Origin of the sequence: Thiohalomonas denitrificans (assembly GCF_016841685.1) — a bacterium.
Classification (GTDB): domain Bacteria; phylum Pseudomonadota; class Gammaproteobacteria; order Thiohalomonadales; family Thiohalomonadaceae; genus Thiohalomonas; species Thiohalomonas denitrificans_A.
The window spans coordinates 1-17,172 of sequence record NZ_JAENYR010000009.1 but is presented as its reverse complement, the minus strand read 5'-3'; the positions used below and the strand labels follow the sequence as shown (position 1 = coordinate 17,172).

Sequence of the window (17,172 nt, the reverse complement as noted above, 5' to 3'; positions counted from 1 at the left end):
GCACTGACAGCCGATCTGAAGATGCCGCCGCGGCGCCGTGGCCGCCCGCTGATGGATACCCCGTTGGCCGGCGCTGCCGTGACGCTGCTGGCCTTGGGGTTGGTGATGATCGGGTCGGCCTCGGTAGCCATTGCCGATCGGCAAACCGGTGAGCCCTTTTATTACCTGTGGCGGCAGTTCGCCTATGCCGGGCTGGGCCTCACTCTGGCCCTCGGGGTCCTGCGCGTTCCGCTTTCCGTCTGGGAAAAAATCGGTCCGGCACTTCTGGTTGGTGGGCTAGTGCTGCTGGCGGTGCTCTTCATTCCGGGATTGGGACGAACGGTAAACGGCAGTACCCGCTGGCTGATGGTGGGACCATTCAACTTTCAGGTGTCGGAATTCGTGAAACTTGCAGTGGTGATCTATATGTCCGGTTACCTGGTGCGTCACGGCGGAGCGGTGCGCACGACGGTGGCCGGCTTCCTGATCCCCATGTCCCTGGTCACGCTGATCGCCGTATTGCTCCTTGTCGAACCCGATTTTGGCGCCGCTGCCGTGCTCATGGCAACGGCGCTCGGCATGATGTTCCTGGGTGGTGTGCGTCTGTGGCTGTTCGCGCTGCTGGTGGGACTGGCCGGCGCGGTACTGTCGGTCCTGGCGGTCTCTTCACCCTATCGGCTAGAGCGACTGACCACTTTTCTCAACCCATGGGAAGACCCTTTCAACAGCGGCTTTCAGCTCACCCAGGCCCTGATCGCCTTTGGGCGGGGTGACTGGTTGGGGGTAGGTCTCGGCGGCAGCGTGCAAAAGCTCTTCTACCTCCCCGAGGCACATACCGATTTTCTGCTGGCGGTATTGGCCGAGGAGCTCGGGCTGATGGGTACCCTGGGCGTCATGGCCCTGTTTTCCCTTCTTCTCTGGCGGGTATTCCGGATTGGCCGCCGTGCAGCCGAAGCGGGACAGCCGTTCGGCAGCTATCTGGCCTTCGGGGTCGGTATGTGGATTGCGCTGCAGGTGGTCGTCAATATCGGCGTCAACATGGGCGTGCTGCCCACCAAGGGGCTCACCCTGCCGTTGATGAGCTACGGCGGCAGCAGCATGCTGATCAGCTGTATGGCGATCGCACTGGTACTGCGGGTGGGACTGGAGACGCAGCTGGCCGGCATGTCCGGGGGAGGTCGCCGATGAGTGCCCCGCGCATTCTGATCATGGCCGGTGGTACGGGCGGCCATGTGTTCCCGGCTCTTGCCGTGGCGCGTGCCCTCGCCGAGCAGGGCGTTGAGGTCCGCTGGCTGGGGACCCGCGCCGGCATGGAGGCGCGGGTGGTCACTGCAGCGGGCTTCCCGATTGATTTCATCAGCATTGCCGGGCTCCGAGGTAAGGGCGCACTGGGCTGGCTGACGGCCCCCGTCAGGCTGGTGCGTGCGCTGGCACAGTCGCTAGCGGTACTGCGGCGATTCCGCCCGGGCGTTGTATTGGGCATGGGCGGATTTGTCGCCGGCCCGGGGGGACTGGGCGCCAAGCTGCTCGGGTTTCCTTTGCTGATTCATGAGCAGAATGCCGCGGCGGGGCTCACCAATCGGCTGCTGGCCCGCTGGGCCCATCGGGTGTTGACCGCATTCCCCGATGTACTGACACGGGGTGAGGCGGTGGGCAATCCGGTACGCGAAGAGATCGCCGCGCTGCCCAGCCCGGATGATCGCTTTGCGGGCCGTACGGGTTCTCTGCGGGTACTGGTGATCGGCGGCAGCCAGGGTGCGGAAGCCCTCAATCGCATCGTTCCGGAGGCGTTGGGTCGGATAGCGCCCGATCGGCAGCCCCTGATTCTGCATCAGGCCGGCGAGAAGAAACTGGCCTCGGCGCGGGAGAGCTATACGGCCGTCGGAATCACGGCCGATGTCCGCCCCTTCCTGGAGGACATGGCCGAAGCCTACGGCTGGGCCGATCTGGTGATTTGCCGGGCCGGGGCGCTGACCGTCAGCGAGCTGGCCGCTGCCGGTGCACCGGCGATCCTGGTCCCGTTTCCCTATGCAGTCGATGACCACCAGACGCGCAACGCCCGCTATCTGACGGATGCCGGCGCCGCCTTGCTGGTGCCACAGGCGGAACTGACGGCCGAAGGGCTGTCGGCCCGGATCGAGGAATTTGCCACCGATGCCGCCAGCGGGCGCGAGCGGCTTTTGACAATGGCGCGGTCGGCCCGGGCGGGGGCCCGGCCGGCGGCAACAGATGAAGTGACAAGGGCGTGCCTGCAACTGGCGCGTCCCGGGAGTGATGTATGAGCATTGAGAGCGAAACCGACCTGGTCTCCGGGACCAACAACAGGGCCAATTACTCCGCGAACCAGACGGTGATGGGCCGCATTCGCTCGATCTACATGGTCGGGATCGGCGGTTCCGGAATGGGTGGAATTGCCGAAGTGCTGCTCAATCTCGGTTACCGGATCGTCGGTTCCGACCTGCGGGAGAACGCCGTCACCCGCCATCTGGAGGCACTGGGCGCAACGCTGTTTCTCGGTCATGAGGCCAAACAGATCGAGGGTTGTGATGCGGTGGTGATCTCCTCGGCGGTCAATGACGCCAACCCCGAGGTGAAAGCGGCCAAGGCGCGTCGCATCCCGGTGGTTCGCCGCGCGGAAATGCTGGCCGAACTGATGCGTTTCCGTCACGGCATCGCTGTTGCCGGCACCCATGGCAAGACCACCACCACCAGCCTGATCGCCAGCATCCTCGCCGAGGGGGGCCTCGATCCCACCTTCGTGATCGGCGGGCGCCTGAATAGCGCAGGCAGTCATGCACGACTGGGTGCGAGCCATTTTCTGGTGGCCGAAGCCGACGAGAGCGACGCGTCTTTCCTCTATCTGCAGCCCATGACGGCGGTGGTCACCAATATCGATATGGACCATATGGGCACCTATGGCGGCGACTTCGGCAAGCTGCGTGAAACCTTCGTGGAATTCGTTCACCACCTGCCTTTTTACGGATTGGCGGTGGTCTGCCTGGATGACCCGGTAGTGCGTGAGCTGATTCCGGAAATGTCTCGTCCCGTAACCACCTACGGTTTCAGCGCCGATGCCGACGTGCGTGCCGTGGATATGGTGCAGGATGGCCTGCGCACCCGCTTTCGTATCGCCCGGCCCGGCGCCGAGGAGTGGCTGCACGTCACCCTCAATATGCCGGGAGAACACAATGTCCTCAATGCCCTCGCTGCGGTAGCGGTTGCCCACGAGGTTGGCGTCAGCGATGCGGCCATCGAAAGCGCCCTGGATAAATTCGAGGGTATCGGCCGCCGCTTCCAGGTCCACGGCGAAGTGCAAACACCCAAGGGCCAGGTTCTGCTGGTGGATGATTACGGACACCATCCAAGAGAGGTGGAGGCCACCCTGAAGGCCGCCCGTGCTGCATGGCCGGAGCGTCGCCTGGTAGTGGTCTTTCAGCCGCACCGCTACTCCCGCACCCGGGACCTGTTCGAGGATTTCACCGAAGTGCTGACCGACGCGGACGCCCTGCTGGTGCTCGAGGTCTACGCCGCCGGCGAGACACCGGTGGCGGGTGCGGACAGCCGCACCCTCTGTCGGGCTATCCGCGCCCGCGGCCAGGTGGACCCGGTGTTTGTCCACGGTCGGGAAGACCTGCCGGAGACCCTGCTGGGTGTGCTGCGGGATGGCGATGTGGTGCTGACGCTGGGAGCCGGCGACATCGGCGGCATTGCAGCCGCCTTGCCAAAGCAGCTGGAGGTGGATACATGATGACGGCGGAGCGGCTCGAATTGCGCGGGGAACTGCGCGAGAACGAGACGATGGCTCGTCACACCACTTGGCGGGCGGGTGGTCCGGCCGAACGCTGGTACCGGCCGGCCGATATCGACGACCTGACTCTCTTCCTCGGCTCCATGGCCGCCGATGAACCGCTCTATTGGGTAGGGCTGGGAAGCAATCTGCTGGTCCGTGACGGCGGTATCCGCGGCACGGTGATCAGCACAGCTGGAACGCTCGGCCGGCTTGAAAAGCGGGGCCGGGGCCGAGTCCGCATCGAGGCGGGTACCGCCTGCGCCAAGACGGCACGTTTTTGCGCACGGGCCGACCTGGCGGGGGCCGAATTCCTGGCCGGGATTCCGGGAACGATTGGCGGAGCACTGGCGATGAATGCGGGCTGCTTCGGCAGTGAGATCTGGGAGCGGGTGGTGGAAGTGGAGACCATCGACCGGTTCGGTCACCGCCGTACCCGGTCGCCTGCTGACTATCGTATCGGCTACCGCAGCGTGCAGGGGCCGGCCGGTGAATGGTTCGTTGCGGCAGAATTGGCGTTTGCGGCGGGTGATACGGAAGAAGCAACCCGGCAGATGCGCAGCTACCTGGACCGGCGTGCTGCCAACCAGCCGATTGGACAACCCAGCGCCGGTTCAGTGTTCCGCAACCCGGAGGGTGATCACGCGGCCCGGTTGATCGAGGCGAGCGGCCTCAAGGGTACCTGCATCGGCGGGGCCTGCGTGTCGGACAAACACGCCAATTTCATCATCAATAAGGGCGAGGCCAGTGCCGGGGAGCTCGAACAGCTGATCCTGCGAGTGGTCGATCGTGTGCGTGAACACTCCGGGGTGGTGCTGGAGCCCGAGGTGCGCATCGTCGGTGAACCGAAGGTGAAGGGATGAGCGTCAGCGATCCCAAGGCATTTGGCCGCGTCGCACTGCTGATGGGCGGTTTGTCGGCTGAGCGCGAGGTGTCGCTGAAAAGTGGGGCTGCCTGCCTGGCTGCACTGGAGCGCCGCGGTGTGGATGTGCATGGTATCGATGCCGGCCGTGATGTCCTCGATCGGTTGGGAACCGGCGGTTTTGACCGCGTGTTCATCGCACTGCACGGCCGTGGCGGGGAAGACGGTGCCATCCAGGGGGCGCTGGAGACAATGGGCCTGCCCTACACCGGTAGCGGCGTGCTCGCCTCGGCGCTGGGCATGGACAAGTTGCGTACGAAGCAGGTCTGGATGGGCGGCGGCCTGCCCACACCGGCTTTTGAGGTGCTGACCGCGGATAGCGATTTTGCGTCGGTTGCCGCACGCCTCGGCTTGCCGCTCATGGTCAAACCGGCCCGCGAGGGTTCGAGTATCGGGATGTCCCGGGTGGAATCGCCCGAACACCTGGCCGCCGCCTACGCCGAAGCGGCCCGCTATGACCGTGAGGTGTTTGCCGAGGCCTGGGTCACCGGTGCCGAGTACACCGTGGCCATACTGAGCGGTGAGCCCCTGCCGGCCATCCGCCTGGAAACGCCGCACAGTTTTTATGATTACGAGGCCAAGTACCGGGCGAACACCACCCGCTATCACGTGCCGTGCGGGTTGCATGCAGAACGCGAAGCGGAGCTCGGGCGGCTGGCACTGGACGCCTTCCGGGGTGTCGGCGCCTCGGGCTGGGGCCGGGTGGACATCATGGCCGATGCCGAAGGCCGTCTGTGGCCGATCGAGGTCAATACCATTCCGGGCATGACGGACCACAGTCTGGTGCCGATGGCCGCGCAGGCTGCCGGCATCGATTTCGACGAGTTGGTCTGGCGGATTCTCGAGACCAGCGTAGGGGCGGCCGGATGAGAAAACGGCAGGCAGCACGCAAAAACGAACAAATCCAGCGGAACCGTCGTTGGTTGAAGAGGACGGGCCAATCGCTGGCACTGGTTGCCGGCATTGCCGTCATCGGTTTTACGGGTCGCTGGTTGATGCAGTCGTCAACCCTGCCGGTAGCGTCGGTTCACATTCGCGGCACCTTTGTCCATGTGGATCGGGAAGAGCTGCGCCAGGTGTTGGAGCCGTTCGTCAACGCCGGGTTTCTGGGGCTGGATATGAACGGCATTCGCCGTTCGGTGGAGGAGCTGGCCTGGGTGCGCCAGGCATCGGTACGGCGGATCTGGCCGGCGGCCCTGGCGGTCTCCATCGAAGAGCAGCGGGCCGCCGCCGTATGGGCCGAAGGCGGCCTGATCAACGAAAGGGGCGAACGCTTTATCCCCGAAAAACACGCCATGGCGGATGGGGAGCTGCCGGTGCTGGCGGGTCCGGAAGGGACCGAGAGAAAGGTGATGACCCGTTTGCGCGAAATGCAGGACATGCTGGTGGCACTCGGCGCCTCGATCACCCATCTGGAAATGGATGCGCGTCGGGCCTGGCGACTGCAATTGAACAGCGGTCTGGCACTGCTCCTGGGTCGACGGGAAATCACTGATCGTCTGCTGCGCTTCGTGCGCACCTATGACGTAGCGATTGCGCCGCGTCTGGAAACGATTGAAAACGTCGACCTGCGTTACACCAACGGATTTGCCGTGCAGTGGAAGAAGGCCGCTTGAGGCAGGGGAGTGGAGGTATGTCGAAAAAATTGGACAAGAACCTGATCGTCGCCCTGGACATCGGCACCTCCAAGGTGAGTGCCATCGTTGGCGAGATTACCGCCGGGCAGGAGATCGAGATCATCGGGATCGGATCGCATCCGTCGCGGGGTCTCAAAAAAGGAGTAGTGGTCAATATCGAATCCACGGTCCAGTCCATTCAGCGCGCCGTGGAAGAGGCGGAGCTCATGGCCGGCTGTCAGATCCATTCGGTGTTCACCGGGATCGCGGGTAGCCACGTCCGAAGCCTCAATTCCCACGGCATCGTTGCTATCAAGGACAAAGAGGTGCACCAGAGCGACGTGGAGCGGGTGATCGACGCCGCCCGGGCCGTAGCGATTCCCGCTGATCAAAAGATCCTGCACGTGTTGCCACAGGAATTCATTATCGACAACCAGGAGGGCATTCGCGAACCGGTCGGCATGTCCGGGGTGCGCCTGGAAGCCAAGGTCCATCTGGTGACCGGTGCGGTGAGTGCCGCTCAAAATATTATCAAATGCGTGCGCCGCTGCGGGCTGGAAGTCGACGACATCATCCTCGAACAGCTGGCCTCGAGTTATGCGGTCCTTTCCGAGGATGAAAAGGAACTCGGGGTGTGTCTGGTCGACGTCGGAGGCGGCACTACCGACATCGCGGTGTTTACCGAAGGGGCCATTCGTCACACGGCGGTGATACCCATCGCCGGCGACCAGGTGACCAACGATATCGCCGTGGCCCTGCGCACGCCGACACAGCACGCGGAGGATATCAAAATCAAGTACGCCTGTGCTCTCACCCAGCTGGCGAGCCCCGACGACACTATCGAGGTGCCGAGCGTGGGGGATCGGCCGGCTCGGCGCCTGGAACGGCAGACCCTGGCGGAGGTGGTCGAACCCCGCTATGACGAACTGTTCACACTGGTGCAGGCGGAGTTGCGTCGCAGCGGTTATGAGGATCTGTGCGCCGCGGGCGTGGTGCTCACCGGCGGTACCGCCAAGATGGAGGGCGGGGTCGAGCTGGCGGAAGAGATCTTTCACATGCCGGTGCGCCTGGGGCTGCCCCACGGCGTTGCCGGTCTGTCCGACGTGGTGCGGAATCCCATCTATTCCACCGGCGTCGGGCTGTTGCTGTTCGGCAAGCATAACCGTGGCCACGCACCGGACTTTGCCGGGGCCGGGCTGCGCAGTGTCTACCAGCGTATGAAAAGCTGGTTCCAGGGGAATTTCTGACCAATGAGAATTAGTGGGAAGGGGCGTTGCCCTATAACCATAATCAGGAGGTGATGACATGTTCGAACTGATGGATGCACAGGCCCAGAACGCGGTTATCAAGGTCGTTGGTGTGGGTGGCGGCGGAGGAAACGCCGTGGAGCATATGGTGATGCAGAACATCGAGGGTGTGGATTTCATCTGCGCCAACACCGATGCCCAGGCGTTGATGAAGCTTTCCAACCAGACGGTACTGCAGATCGGCAGCAACATCACCAAAGGTCTCGGGGCGGGGGCCAATCCCGAGATTGGCCGGCAGGCCGCCATGGAGGATCGGGATCGAATCCAGGAGGTGTTGGCCGGCGCGGATATGATCTTCATTACCGCCGGAATGGGCGGAGGCACCGGTACGGGCGGCGCACCCGTGGTGGCCCAGGTAGCGAAAGAGTTGGGTATCCTCACCGTGGCGGTGGTCACCAAGCCGTTCCCTTTCGAGGGCAAAAAACGCATGGCCCAGGCCGTTGAAGGCATGGAGGAGCTGAAGAAGCATGTGGACTCCCTGATCACCATTCCCAATGACAAGCTGTTATCGGTGATGGGGAAAAGCGCCACACTGCTAGACGCCTTCAAAGCGGCCAATGACGTACTGCTGGGCGCGGTCCAGGGTATTGCCGATCTGATCACCCGTCCCGGCCTCATCAATGTCGATTTTGCCGACGTGCGTACGGTCATGAGCGAGATGGGCATGGCCATGATGGGGACCGGTTCGGCGTCGGGTGATACTCGCGCCCGTCAAGCGGCGGAAGCTGCGGTGTCCAGTCCGTTGCTGGAGGATGTCAACCTCTCCGGTGCGCGCGGTATCCTCGTCAACGTGACGGCCGGTATGGACATGTCGATGGGCGAGTTCCAGGATGTGGGTGACACTATCGCCGAATTCGCCTCTGAAAACGCCACTGTCGTCGTCGGTACCGTGATCGATCCCGAGATGTCGGATGAACTGCGGGTCACTGTTGTCGCCACCGGTCTGGGACCGGACGGGGCCAAACAGGGGGAATCGGTCAAACTGGTGGTTAACCAGCAGGCGACCGGCACAGATGGTGTCGATTACGATCGTCCCACGGTGCTTCGCCAGCGTGCTGCCGAAACCACCAAGGCAAAGGCGAAAGAGGGGGATATGGATTACCTGGATATCCCGGCCTTCCTGCGCCGCCAGGCCGACTGACGGCACGGCTCACGGGTTTTACTGTGAAAACCCCCACTAGGCACGGGATTTGCTCCATGGTATGATTTCGACTTAACAACAAAAATCAGGAAGTTACGGTGATCCGGCAACGCACGCTAAAGAACGTCATTCGGGCCACGGGGGTCGGCCTGCATACGGGAGAGAAGGTCTATCTCACGCTACGGCCGGCGCCGGTAGACTCCGGTATTATATTCCGTCGGGTGGATTACGAGGTCCCGGTGGAAGTGGAGGCCAAGGCGCAAAATGTGGGAGAGACCACACTGTCTTCCACCCTGGTAAAGGGAGACGTACGCATTTCTACCGTCGAGCATCTGCTCTCCGCCCTGGCGGGGATGGGTATCGATAATGCGTATATTGATCTCTCCGCCCCAGAAGTTCCCATTATGGATGGCAGCGCCGGTCCATTCGTGTTTCTGATTCAGTCAGCGGGCATTCAGGAACAGGAGGCGGCCAAGCGATTTATCCGCATCAAGCAGGCGGTCGAGGTCCGGGAAGATGACAAATGGGTCCGTTTCGAGCCGTTCGACGGTTTCAAGGTCGGAATGGCTATCGATTTCGATCACCCGGCCTTCAACAGTGATATCCAGCATTCAGAAATCGACTTCTCAACCACCTCCTTTGTTAAAGAAGTCAGTCGGGCGCGAACATTCGGCTTCATGAGCCAGGTCGAGGCGCTACGGGCGCAGAATTTGGCGTTGGGCGGTAGTCTGGATAACGCTGTGGTAGTCGACGATTACCGTATTCTGAACGAAGACGGCTTGCGTTACGAGAACGAGTTCGTGAAGCACAAGATCCTCGATGCCATCGGAGATCTCTATCTGCTCGGCCACAGTCTTATCGGGGCGTTCGACGGTTACAAGTCGGGCCATGCCCTGAACAACCTGCTGCTGCTGGCGTTGTTGGCCGACGAGGAGGCTTGGGAAGTCGTGACCTTCGATGAGCCCGAGAGCGCACCGATTTCCTACGTCCAGCCGCTGCCGGTCGGCTAGCAGCCGTAGCGCTTTTCCGTAGTGGATTAGTGTTATCAAGTCGACGGGTTGTCAAGAGTCGCGGTCGGATGAATTCCGGTGCTTGGCCAGCCGTCTGAGGGCGGCGCTGAGCGCCTCGTCACCGATTGTTTCGGCCGCCGCTTCGATTCCTTGGGCGCTTTCGGCCGATAGCCGGGCCATTGGCCGAGAGGGAACGCTTCGGTGTTCAACCGGACGCACCGTAACGCGGATCTGTTCGATAGAGGCGAATTCCCCGGTTTCCCGCAGCTGAGCGACCAGTTTGGGGGCTTGCTGGCGGAGGCGACCGGCCCAGGCGGGCGTGTCGACCTGCAGGACCAGAATACCGTTTTTGACGTTGGCGACCCGGCAGTGGGAGGCCAGCTTAGCGTCCAGGCAGCCGATTACCTGCTGTTCCAGTCGAATCAGCACCCTGGCGTGGTCGATAGTCCGGCCCAGGCCACCGGCAAGCAGCGATTTGAGATTTCGGGGTCGAAACACTTTTAGGATCCGGGCGCCAAATCAAGCATAATAACCAATAATAAACGCACAAGGGTTACCGAGACAGCACAATATGAATATCCTGCTGGTTTCCAAACAATCCGGACGCTCCAAATGCCTCGAACTGGGCGGTCATGCCTTCATCGCCGTTGTGGTTCTAACTATTGCGCTTCCCGTAACGGGCCTCTATGCGGGCTATCGGCTCGGGATAGAGCATGGCACCAGCGAGGTTCTTGCCCAAGGCCTCGAACAGGAGATGGCGGAACAGCGAGCCGAGGTGGCCGAGGCTACCCGTACCGCCGAGGAGAATCTCAATGCCCTTACGCTGCGCTTGGGGCAGATGCAAGCCCACGTAATACGTCTGGATGCACTGGGACAACGTCTCACCCGGATCGGGGGCCTGGATAACGGAGAGTTCGATTTCAGCACCCTGCCGGCTCAGGGTGGCCCCGAAAGTAGTGAGCTCAATCAGCCGGCACTGGCGGTTCCGGACTTTATGAACCAACTCGATGAGTTGTCGCAACAGTTGGAAAGCCGCGATCGTCAACTCTCCGTGCTTGAAAGCCTGCTGATGAATCGCAACCTCCAGGCCCAGGTGCACCCGAGGGGAAAGCCCATCAAGGGGGGATGGCTGTCATCGCATTTCGGATGGCGTAATGATCCCTTTACCGGGAAAAAGGACTACCACAAAGGCATCGATTTTGCCGGTAAGGAAGGCTCTGACGTGATGGCGGTTGGTTCCGGAGTGGTGACCTGGGCCGGGGATCGCTACGGGTACGGCAATCTGGTCGAGGTTACTCACGGTAATGGCTATGTGACCCGTTACGGTCATTGTAACGAAGTCACGGTTGAAGTCGGGGACACGGTGAAAAAGGGCCAATTGATCGCCACGATGGGAAGCACCGGCCGCTCCACCGGGCCCCATGTGCACTTCGAGGTCATTCTCGATGGCAAAACCGTTAATCCATCCAAATACCTGAAGGTGGCCGGCTAGGAGCCTGTCCGAGAATAGACTGACCTACTCGGCTCTGGCATCCTGCTTCGCTCTTAACTCCTCCATCCGTGGAGTCGTGCGGCCAAGCCTGCTTGGCCGGATTTCCCGCTCATTTTCGTTAAATAGAACCACTATTCGCCTCAAATGACCGAAAAATCCGACTCAATCCGTCTTGCCCTCGTGACGGTCGCTATTCTCGGACAGGCTCCTAGTTCTGCTTACCCTAAAGCCGGAAGGTATGGTGCGGATCCGCTCGATCGTCGACAGCCCAGGGAATTTTGCTCCCATCAGGGTATCTAAAGTGTGTGCGTCAAACCGCGCAAACCCATCCGCGTTCGTTAAAATGTTTGCTTTTGCCCGGTCGATACACGGCTGAGTGCAAGGAATTCAATTCGGGGCAATCCGGGAAGTTTATGGTCACCAACATGTTGAGCAAGATTTTCGGCAGCCGAAACGAGCGGCTGCTTAAACGCCTGCGTAAGGACGTCGCGCGTATCAACGACCTCGAAGCGGAACTCGAGGCGCTCTCCGATGAGGCGCTTCAGGGAAAGACGCTCGAATTTCGGCAGCGCATCGAGGAGGGTGTCAGTCTCGACGATCTGCTGGCGGAGGCGTTCGCGGTGGTGCGCGAGGGGGCCAAGCGGGTTCTCGGCATGCGCCACTACGATGTGCAGCTGATTGGGGGCATGGTACTGCACCAGGGCAAGATCGCCGAGATGAAGACCGGCGAGGGCAAGACCCTGGTTGCCACTCTCGCTGCCTATCTCAATGCGCTGCCGGGAAAGGGCGTACACGTCATCACCGTTAATGACTATCTGGCCCGGCGTGATGCCGCCTGGATGGGCAAGCTCTACGGCTTCCTGGGTATGGAGACCGGGGTGGTCGTACCGGGCATGGACCACGACTCCAAACGCCTCGCCTATTTTGCTGACATCACCTATGGCACTAACAATGAATACGGCTTCGACTACCTCCGCGATAATATGGCGTTCAAGCCCGAAGAGCGGGTTCAGCGGGAGCGCCCTTTCGCGATTGTGGATGAGGTGGACTCGATTCTTATCGATGAGGCGCGTACACCCCTGATTATCTCGGGGCAGGCCGAGAACAGTTCTGAACTGTACTATCGCATGAACGGGCTGGTCCCCGAACTGACCCGACAGGAAGAAGAGGAGGGTCCGGGCGATTACAGCCTCGACGAAAAGGGACGCCAAGTCCATCTGACCGAGGAAGGGCACGAACACGTAGAGAGCCTGTTGACAGAGGCCGGGCTGCTGCAGGAGGGCGACACCCTCTACGATGCGGCCAATATCGGCCTGATGCACCACCTCAATGCCGCTCTGCGCGCCCATGTCCTGTTCCAGAAGGATGTTCACTATCTCGTTAAGGACAATCAGGTGGTGATCGTCGACGAGTTCACCGGCCGCAGCATGGCCGGGCGGCGTTGGTCCGATGGTCTGCATCAGGCGGTTGAGGCCAAAGAGGGAGTTCCGGTACAGAGTGAGAACCAGACCCTCGCCTCGATCACTTTCCAGAACTACTTCCGACTTTACGACAAGCTCTCCGGCATGACCGGTACTGCCGATACGGAAGCCTACGAGTTCCAGCAGATCTATGGTCTGGAGGTGGCGGTGATTCCCACCCATCATCCCATGGTCCGCATGGATATGGGTGACCTGATCTATCTCACTCAGCAGGAGAAATTCGACGCCGTTACCGAAGACATCAAAGATTGCCACGGGCGTCAGCAGCCGGTCCTGGTGGGTACCACCTCTATCGAGATTTCGGAGTACCTGTCGCGGCTCCTGGACAAGGAAAAGATCAGGCATGAGGTGCTGAACGCCAAGCAGCATGAACGTGAGGCGGAGATCGTCATTGCCGCCGGTATGCCCGGTGCGGTCACCATTGCCACCAACATGGCGGGCCGTGGTACCGACATCGTGCTTGGCGGTAATCTCGCTGCTGAATTGGATACATTGGGCGAAGAAGCGACTAAAGAGCAGCAGGCCAGGATTCGCGAGGATTGGAAAAAGCGAAATCAATCCGTGCTCGAAGCCGGGGGCCTCCATATCATTGGGACGGAGCGCCATGAATCGCGGCGTATCGACAACCAACTGCGTGGTCGTTCCGGGCGTCAGGGCGATCCGGGTTCAACCCGTTTTTATCTGTCTCTCGAGGACAATCTGATGCGGATCTTCGCCTCCGACCGGGTGGCGGGGATCATGCAGAAGCTCGGCATGGAGGAGGGTGAGGCCATTGAGCACCCCTGGGTGTCGCGCGCCATCGAGAACGCCCAGCGCAAGGTGGAAGGTCATAACTTCGACATCCGCAAGCAGCTGCTGGAATATGACGATGTGGCTAACGACCAACGCAAGGTTATCTATGAGCAGCGCAACGATCTCATGGCGCAGGATGACATCTCCGAGGCTATCGAAACGATTCGGGTGGATGTGCTCAACGACGTCGTCGATGGTTTTATCCCGCCCCGGAGCATCGAGGAGCAGTGGGATGTACCCGGTTTGGAAGAGGCACTGGAGTACGAATTCGGGTTAAAACTGCCGATTCGCCAGCGGCTGGATGAAGATGACGACCTGCATGAGGAGAATCTGCGCCGGCGCATCCTTGAAGAGATGGTGAACCGCTACGAGGAGAAGGAGGAGCAGGCGGGGACCACAGTTCTGCGCCACTTCGAAAAGGCGGTCATGTTGCAAGTGCTCGATACCCACTGGAAGGAGCACCTCGCGGCAATGGATTACCTGCGCCAGGGCATTCACCTGCGTGGTTATGCGCAGAAAAATCCCAAGCAGGAATACAAGCGCGAGGCCTTCACGCTGTTCGACGAGATGCTCGGACGCATCAAGCGGGAAACCATCGGCGTGCTCTCCAAGGTTCAGGTGAAGGCCGAGGAGGATGTGGCGGCGGTCGAGGAGCAGCGGCGCGCGGCTGCAAAGATGGAGTTCAAGCACGCCGCGGCCTCGGCCATCGCCGGCACCGGCGCTTCCGAGCCGCGCGATACCGAAGAGGAGCACCGCCCCTTCGTTCGTGAAGGCCGGAAAGTCGGGCGCAACGAACCGTGCCCGTGCGGCTCCGGAAAGAAATACAAACAGTGCCACGGGCAGTTGAGCTAGACCATTAAAAGGTGCCACAGGAGCGCCAGCAATCTCACGTTGGTGTCCGCTGTGGCTGCAAACGTTTCTTACATCTTTGCAGTGAAATGGTTTTTGGGTTAAGGAGAGACAATGGCCGTCGGTTACCAAGGGCTGCCAAAGCTATATCCAGTGGGGGGCGTGCGCCTTGGCACAACCGCTGCCGGCATCAAAAAGCCGGGCCGTCCGGATCTGGTCCTGATCGAATTGGCTCGGGGCACGACGGCATCGGCGGTCTTTACGCGCAACGCCTTCTGTGCGGCTCCCGTCATCGTTGCCCGCGAGCACCTGTCGGCCCGCGCCCCCGCCTACCTGCTAATCAACACCGGTAATGCCAATGCCGGGACTGGGCGACAGGGCTTTATCGACGCCCATACCTGCTGTGAAGCTGTCGCCGCCCGAGGGGGCTGTGAAGCGGCCGACATCCTGCCGTTTTCCACCGGCGTGATCGGCGAACCGCTACCGGTAGCGACCCTTGCCGACGCCATCCCCGCTGCGTTTGCCGCCCTCAACACGGAGGGCTGGGCGAGCGCCGCCGACGGTATCCTGACCACTGATACGGTCCCGAAAGGGGCCTCACGGCAGGTCGAGATCGGTGGTCGAATGGTGACAGTAACCGGGATCTCCAAGGGCGCCGGGATGATCCGGCCGGATATGGCGACCATGCTGGCTTTCATCGCCACCGATGCGGTCGTCGAACGAGGCGCTCTCGAAGGCTTGCTGAAGCGAGTCGCCGACCTCTCCTTCAATCGCATCAGCGTCGATGGCGACACCTCTACCAATGACGCCTGCGTGCTGATGGCCACCGGCGCCAGCGGTGTAGAACCAGAACCGGGAAGCGACGACTTTTCGACCCTCGAAGCGGCGGTGACCGGGGTCTGCCGGGAGCTGGCGCAGCTCATCGTGCGAGATGGTGAGGGCGCCACCAAGTTCATCGCCATCGAGGTGGTGAAGGGTCGCGACCAGAAAGAGTGCACGGATGTGGCCTATACCATCGCCCATTCGCCACTGGTGAAAACCGCCTTCTTTGCCTCCGACCCGAACTGGGGCCGAATCCTGGCTGCCGTCGGCCGGGCCGGAGTCCCGGACCTGGACCTGGAGAGCGTTACCATTCACCTGAACGAGGTCTGTATCGTTCGCGATGGCGGCCGCGCAGCGGACTATGAAGAAGCCAAGGGCCAGCTGGTCATGGATCAGGAGGAGATCACCATTCGCGTCGATCTCTCCCGTGGCTCGGCCGAGGCGACGGTCTGGACCTGCGACTTCTCCTATGACTACGTCCGCATCAATGCCGAATACCGGACTTGACTGGGCGCCGGAGTTCGGATTGGGGATGGGCACCCGCGGGGATTCCGCTACCAGCTCTGTTGTGCCAAGTGGCCTACTTGCCCAAACAGCGGGGGCAAAAACCGTATCGGAGCCCCCCTTCACGGGCGAATACTACCTGAATGCACACACCTGACTACTCCCGATACCTTCAGGTCGCCGCAGCGGTTATCCACGATCCTGCGGGCCAGATTCTGATCGCCCGTCGGGCCGACCATCGTCACCAGGGCGGACTGTGGGAATTCCCGGGCGGTAAAATAGAACCCGGTGAAACGGTGGAGCACGCCCTGGGGCGGGAGCTGGATGAGGAGCTGGGTATTGTCCCGACGCAGAGTCGACCGCTCATCCGAATCCCCCACGACTACGGTGGCCGGCAAGTCCTGCTGAACGTCCGGCGAGTCGACGCCTTTGACGGAGTCGCCTACGGCCGGGAAGGTCAGCCGATCGCCTGGGTTCGACCGGAGGCGCTCAGCGATTACGCATTTCCGGCTGCCAACCGCCCCATCGTGAACGCGGCACGGCTCCCCGATCGGGGACTGATTACGCCGGACCCCGGTCGGCCCGCTGAATGGGACGCTTTCCTCGGCGGATTGGAAAGCCGCTTAAAAAAAGGGATTCGGCTGGTTCAGCTGCGGGCAAAATCGCTACCGCCAAGTGAACTTGTGGTCCTTTCGGAGCAGGTTGCCACTCTGTGTCGCCAGTTCGGCGCTCACTTGGGCCTCAATGGTCCGGTGAGTATGGCTGAGGCCATTCCCGGGGCGGGTGTGCATCTGACCGGCACCAGACTGCGAGAGCTTACGGAGCGGCCTCTGGGGTCGGAGCGTTGGGTATCCGCGGCCTGTCACGGTGAAGAGGAACTGGAGCGGGCGCTCTCGATCGGAGTGGATTTCGTATTCGCGTCGCCGGTCCTGCCCACCGAGAGCCATCCCGGGGCACCGACTCTGGGCTGGAATGGCCTCAGGGCACTCTGCGAAAGAAGCCCTATTCCGGTTTATGCACTGGGAGGACTCGGACCAGCCGACCGCCTGCGTGCCTGGCAGTCCGGCGCACAGGGAATCGCCGCCATCCGGTCGCTTTGGAATCCCATTCCTTGAGATCTCTTGGTGGAGGTTTGCTTCCGCTCAACGGCGAACGATAACCAAGGGGTACACGGGGACCACGGGGGCCAAACAGGTGGCTGGGGTTATTTCTCCCGTGCGCCCCGTGTTCTCCGTGGTTCGAAACTCAACGCTGATTCGTTAAGTTTTTCAGGAGCCGTGCCCCTTGCTGCGCAGGCTCGAATCAAAGACGAACCCGTCATTGCGAGCCCCACCCGCCGCTCCGCAGCCCCGAATCGATGAGGAACTCTTAGCCGTCATTGCGAGCCGTACCCCCTGCTGCGCAGGCCCGAATCGGTGACGAACTCTTAGCCGTCATTGCGAGCCGTACCCCCTGCTGCGCAGGCCCGAA

Annotated in this window: 14 protein-coding genes; 13 read left to right on the top strand and 1 reads right to left on the bottom strand. The window is 61.6% G+C overall.

Annotated features, from left to right (window positions below):
- The first annotated feature begins 21 nt into the window (after nucleotides 1-21).
- From ftsW to lpxC, 9 genes are all read left to right on the top strand, one after another.
- Nucleotides 22-1,167 carry a putative lipid II flippase FtsW gene (gene ftsW / locus Q7L05_RS03105; protein ID WP_317623083.1) on the top strand — a complete coding sequence of 382 codons (1,146 nt, stop codon included), beginning with the start codon at nucleotides 22-24 and terminating at the stop codon, nucleotides 1,165-1,167.
- Nucleotides 1,164-2,261: an undecaprenyldiphospho-muramoylpentapeptide beta-N-acetylglucosaminyltransferase gene (gene murG, locus Q7L05_RS03100; protein WP_303901777.1), complete on the top strand. Its 1,098-nt coding sequence runs from the start codon at nucleotides 1,164-1,166 to the stop codon at nucleotides 2,259-2,261. Before ftsW ends, murG begins: the two co-directional genes overlap by 4 nt.
- A 71-nt stretch (nucleotides 2,262-2,332) precedes the next feature.
- The gene (gene murC, locus Q7L05_RS03095) at nucleotides 2,333-3,727 is read left to right on the top strand and encodes a UDP-N-acetylmuramate--L-alanine ligase (protein ID WP_303901939.1); all 1,395 of its coding nucleotides are present in this window, start codon (nucleotides 2,333-2,335) and stop codon (nucleotides 3,725-3,727) included.
- On the top strand, nucleotides 3,724-4,629 hold the full coding sequence (murB, locus tag Q7L05_RS03090) for a UDP-N-acetylmuramate dehydrogenase (protein WP_303901774.1): 906 nt from the start codon (nucleotides 3,724-3,726) through the stop codon (nucleotides 4,627-4,629). The genes murC and murB overlap by 4 nt, the downstream gene beginning before the upstream one ends.
- On the top strand, nucleotides 4,626-5,558 hold the full coding sequence (locus Q7L05_RS03085) for a D-alanine--D-alanine ligase (protein ID WP_303901772.1): 933 nt from the start codon (nucleotides 4,626-4,628) through the stop codon (nucleotides 5,556-5,558). The genes murB and Q7L05_RS03085 overlap by 4 nt, the downstream gene beginning before the upstream one ends.
- Before the next feature lie 53 nt (nucleotides 5,559-5,611).
- Nucleotides 5,612-6,304 carry a cell division protein FtsQ/DivIB gene (locus Q7L05_RS03080; RefSeq protein ID WP_303901767.1) on the top strand — a complete coding sequence of 231 codons (693 nt, stop codon included), beginning with the start codon at nucleotides 5,612-5,614 and terminating at the stop codon, nucleotides 6,302-6,304.
- Between the two features lie 17 nt (nucleotides 6,305-6,321).
- The gene (gene ftsA, locus Q7L05_RS03075; protein WP_303901764.1) at nucleotides 6,322-7,551 is read left to right on the top strand and encodes a cell division protein FtsA; all 1,230 of its coding nucleotides are present in this window, start codon (nucleotides 6,322-6,324) and stop codon (nucleotides 7,549-7,551) included.
- Between the two features lie 58 nt (nucleotides 7,552-7,609).
- Nucleotides 7,610-8,752, top strand: coding sequence for a cell division protein FtsZ (ftsZ, locus tag Q7L05_RS03070; RefSeq protein WP_303901761.1), 1,143 nt, complete (start codon nucleotides 7,610-7,612; stop codon nucleotides 8,750-8,752).
- 98 nt (nucleotides 8,753-8,850) lie between these two features.
- Nucleotides 8,851-9,762, top strand: coding sequence for a UDP-3-O-acyl-N-acetylglucosamine deacetylase (gene lpxC / locus Q7L05_RS03065; protein ID WP_303901758.1), 912 nt, complete (start codon nucleotides 8,851-8,853; stop codon nucleotides 9,760-9,762).
- Between the two features lie 51 nt (nucleotides 9,763-9,813).
- Here the strand turns inward: lpxC and Q7L05_RS03060 are convergent, their stop codons facing one another.
- Nucleotides 9,814-10,260, bottom strand: coding sequence for a DUF721 domain-containing protein (locus tag Q7L05_RS03060; RefSeq protein ID WP_303901754.1), 447 nt, complete (start codon nucleotides 10,258-10,260; stop codon nucleotides 9,814-9,816).
- Between the two features lie 73 nt (nucleotides 10,261-10,333).
- Here Q7L05_RS03060 and Q7L05_RS03055 point away from each other — a divergent pair, with 73 nt between their 5' ends.
- The 4 genes from Q7L05_RS03055 (at nucleotide 10,334) to Q7L05_RS03040 (ending at nucleotide 16,817) form a co-directional block, all read left to right on the top strand.
- Complete coding sequence (locus Q7L05_RS03055) at nucleotides 10,334-11,254, top strand: M23 family metallopeptidase (RefSeq protein ID WP_303901751.1); 921 nt, start codon at nucleotides 10,334-10,336, stop codon at nucleotides 11,252-11,254.
- 413 nt (nucleotides 11,255-11,667) lie between these two features.
- On the top strand, nucleotides 11,668-14,379 hold the full coding sequence (gene secA / locus Q7L05_RS03050) for a preprotein translocase subunit SecA (protein ID WP_303901748.1): 2,712 nt from the start codon (nucleotides 11,668-11,670) through the stop codon (nucleotides 14,377-14,379).
- A 111-nt stretch (nucleotides 14,380-14,490) separates the two neighbouring features.
- Nucleotides 14,491-15,705 carry a bifunctional glutamate N-acetyltransferase/amino-acid acetyltransferase ArgJ gene (argJ, locus tag Q7L05_RS03045; protein ID WP_303901744.1) on the top strand — a complete coding sequence of 405 codons (1,215 nt, stop codon included), beginning with the start codon at nucleotides 14,491-14,493 and terminating at the stop codon, nucleotides 15,703-15,705.
- 140 nt (nucleotides 15,706-15,845) lie between these two features.
- Nucleotides 15,846-16,817, top strand: coding sequence for a Nudix family hydrolase (locus Q7L05_RS03040; RefSeq protein ID WP_303901741.1), 972 nt, complete (start codon nucleotides 15,846-15,848; stop codon nucleotides 16,815-16,817).
- Nucleotides 16,818-17,172 lie beyond the last annotated feature (355 nt).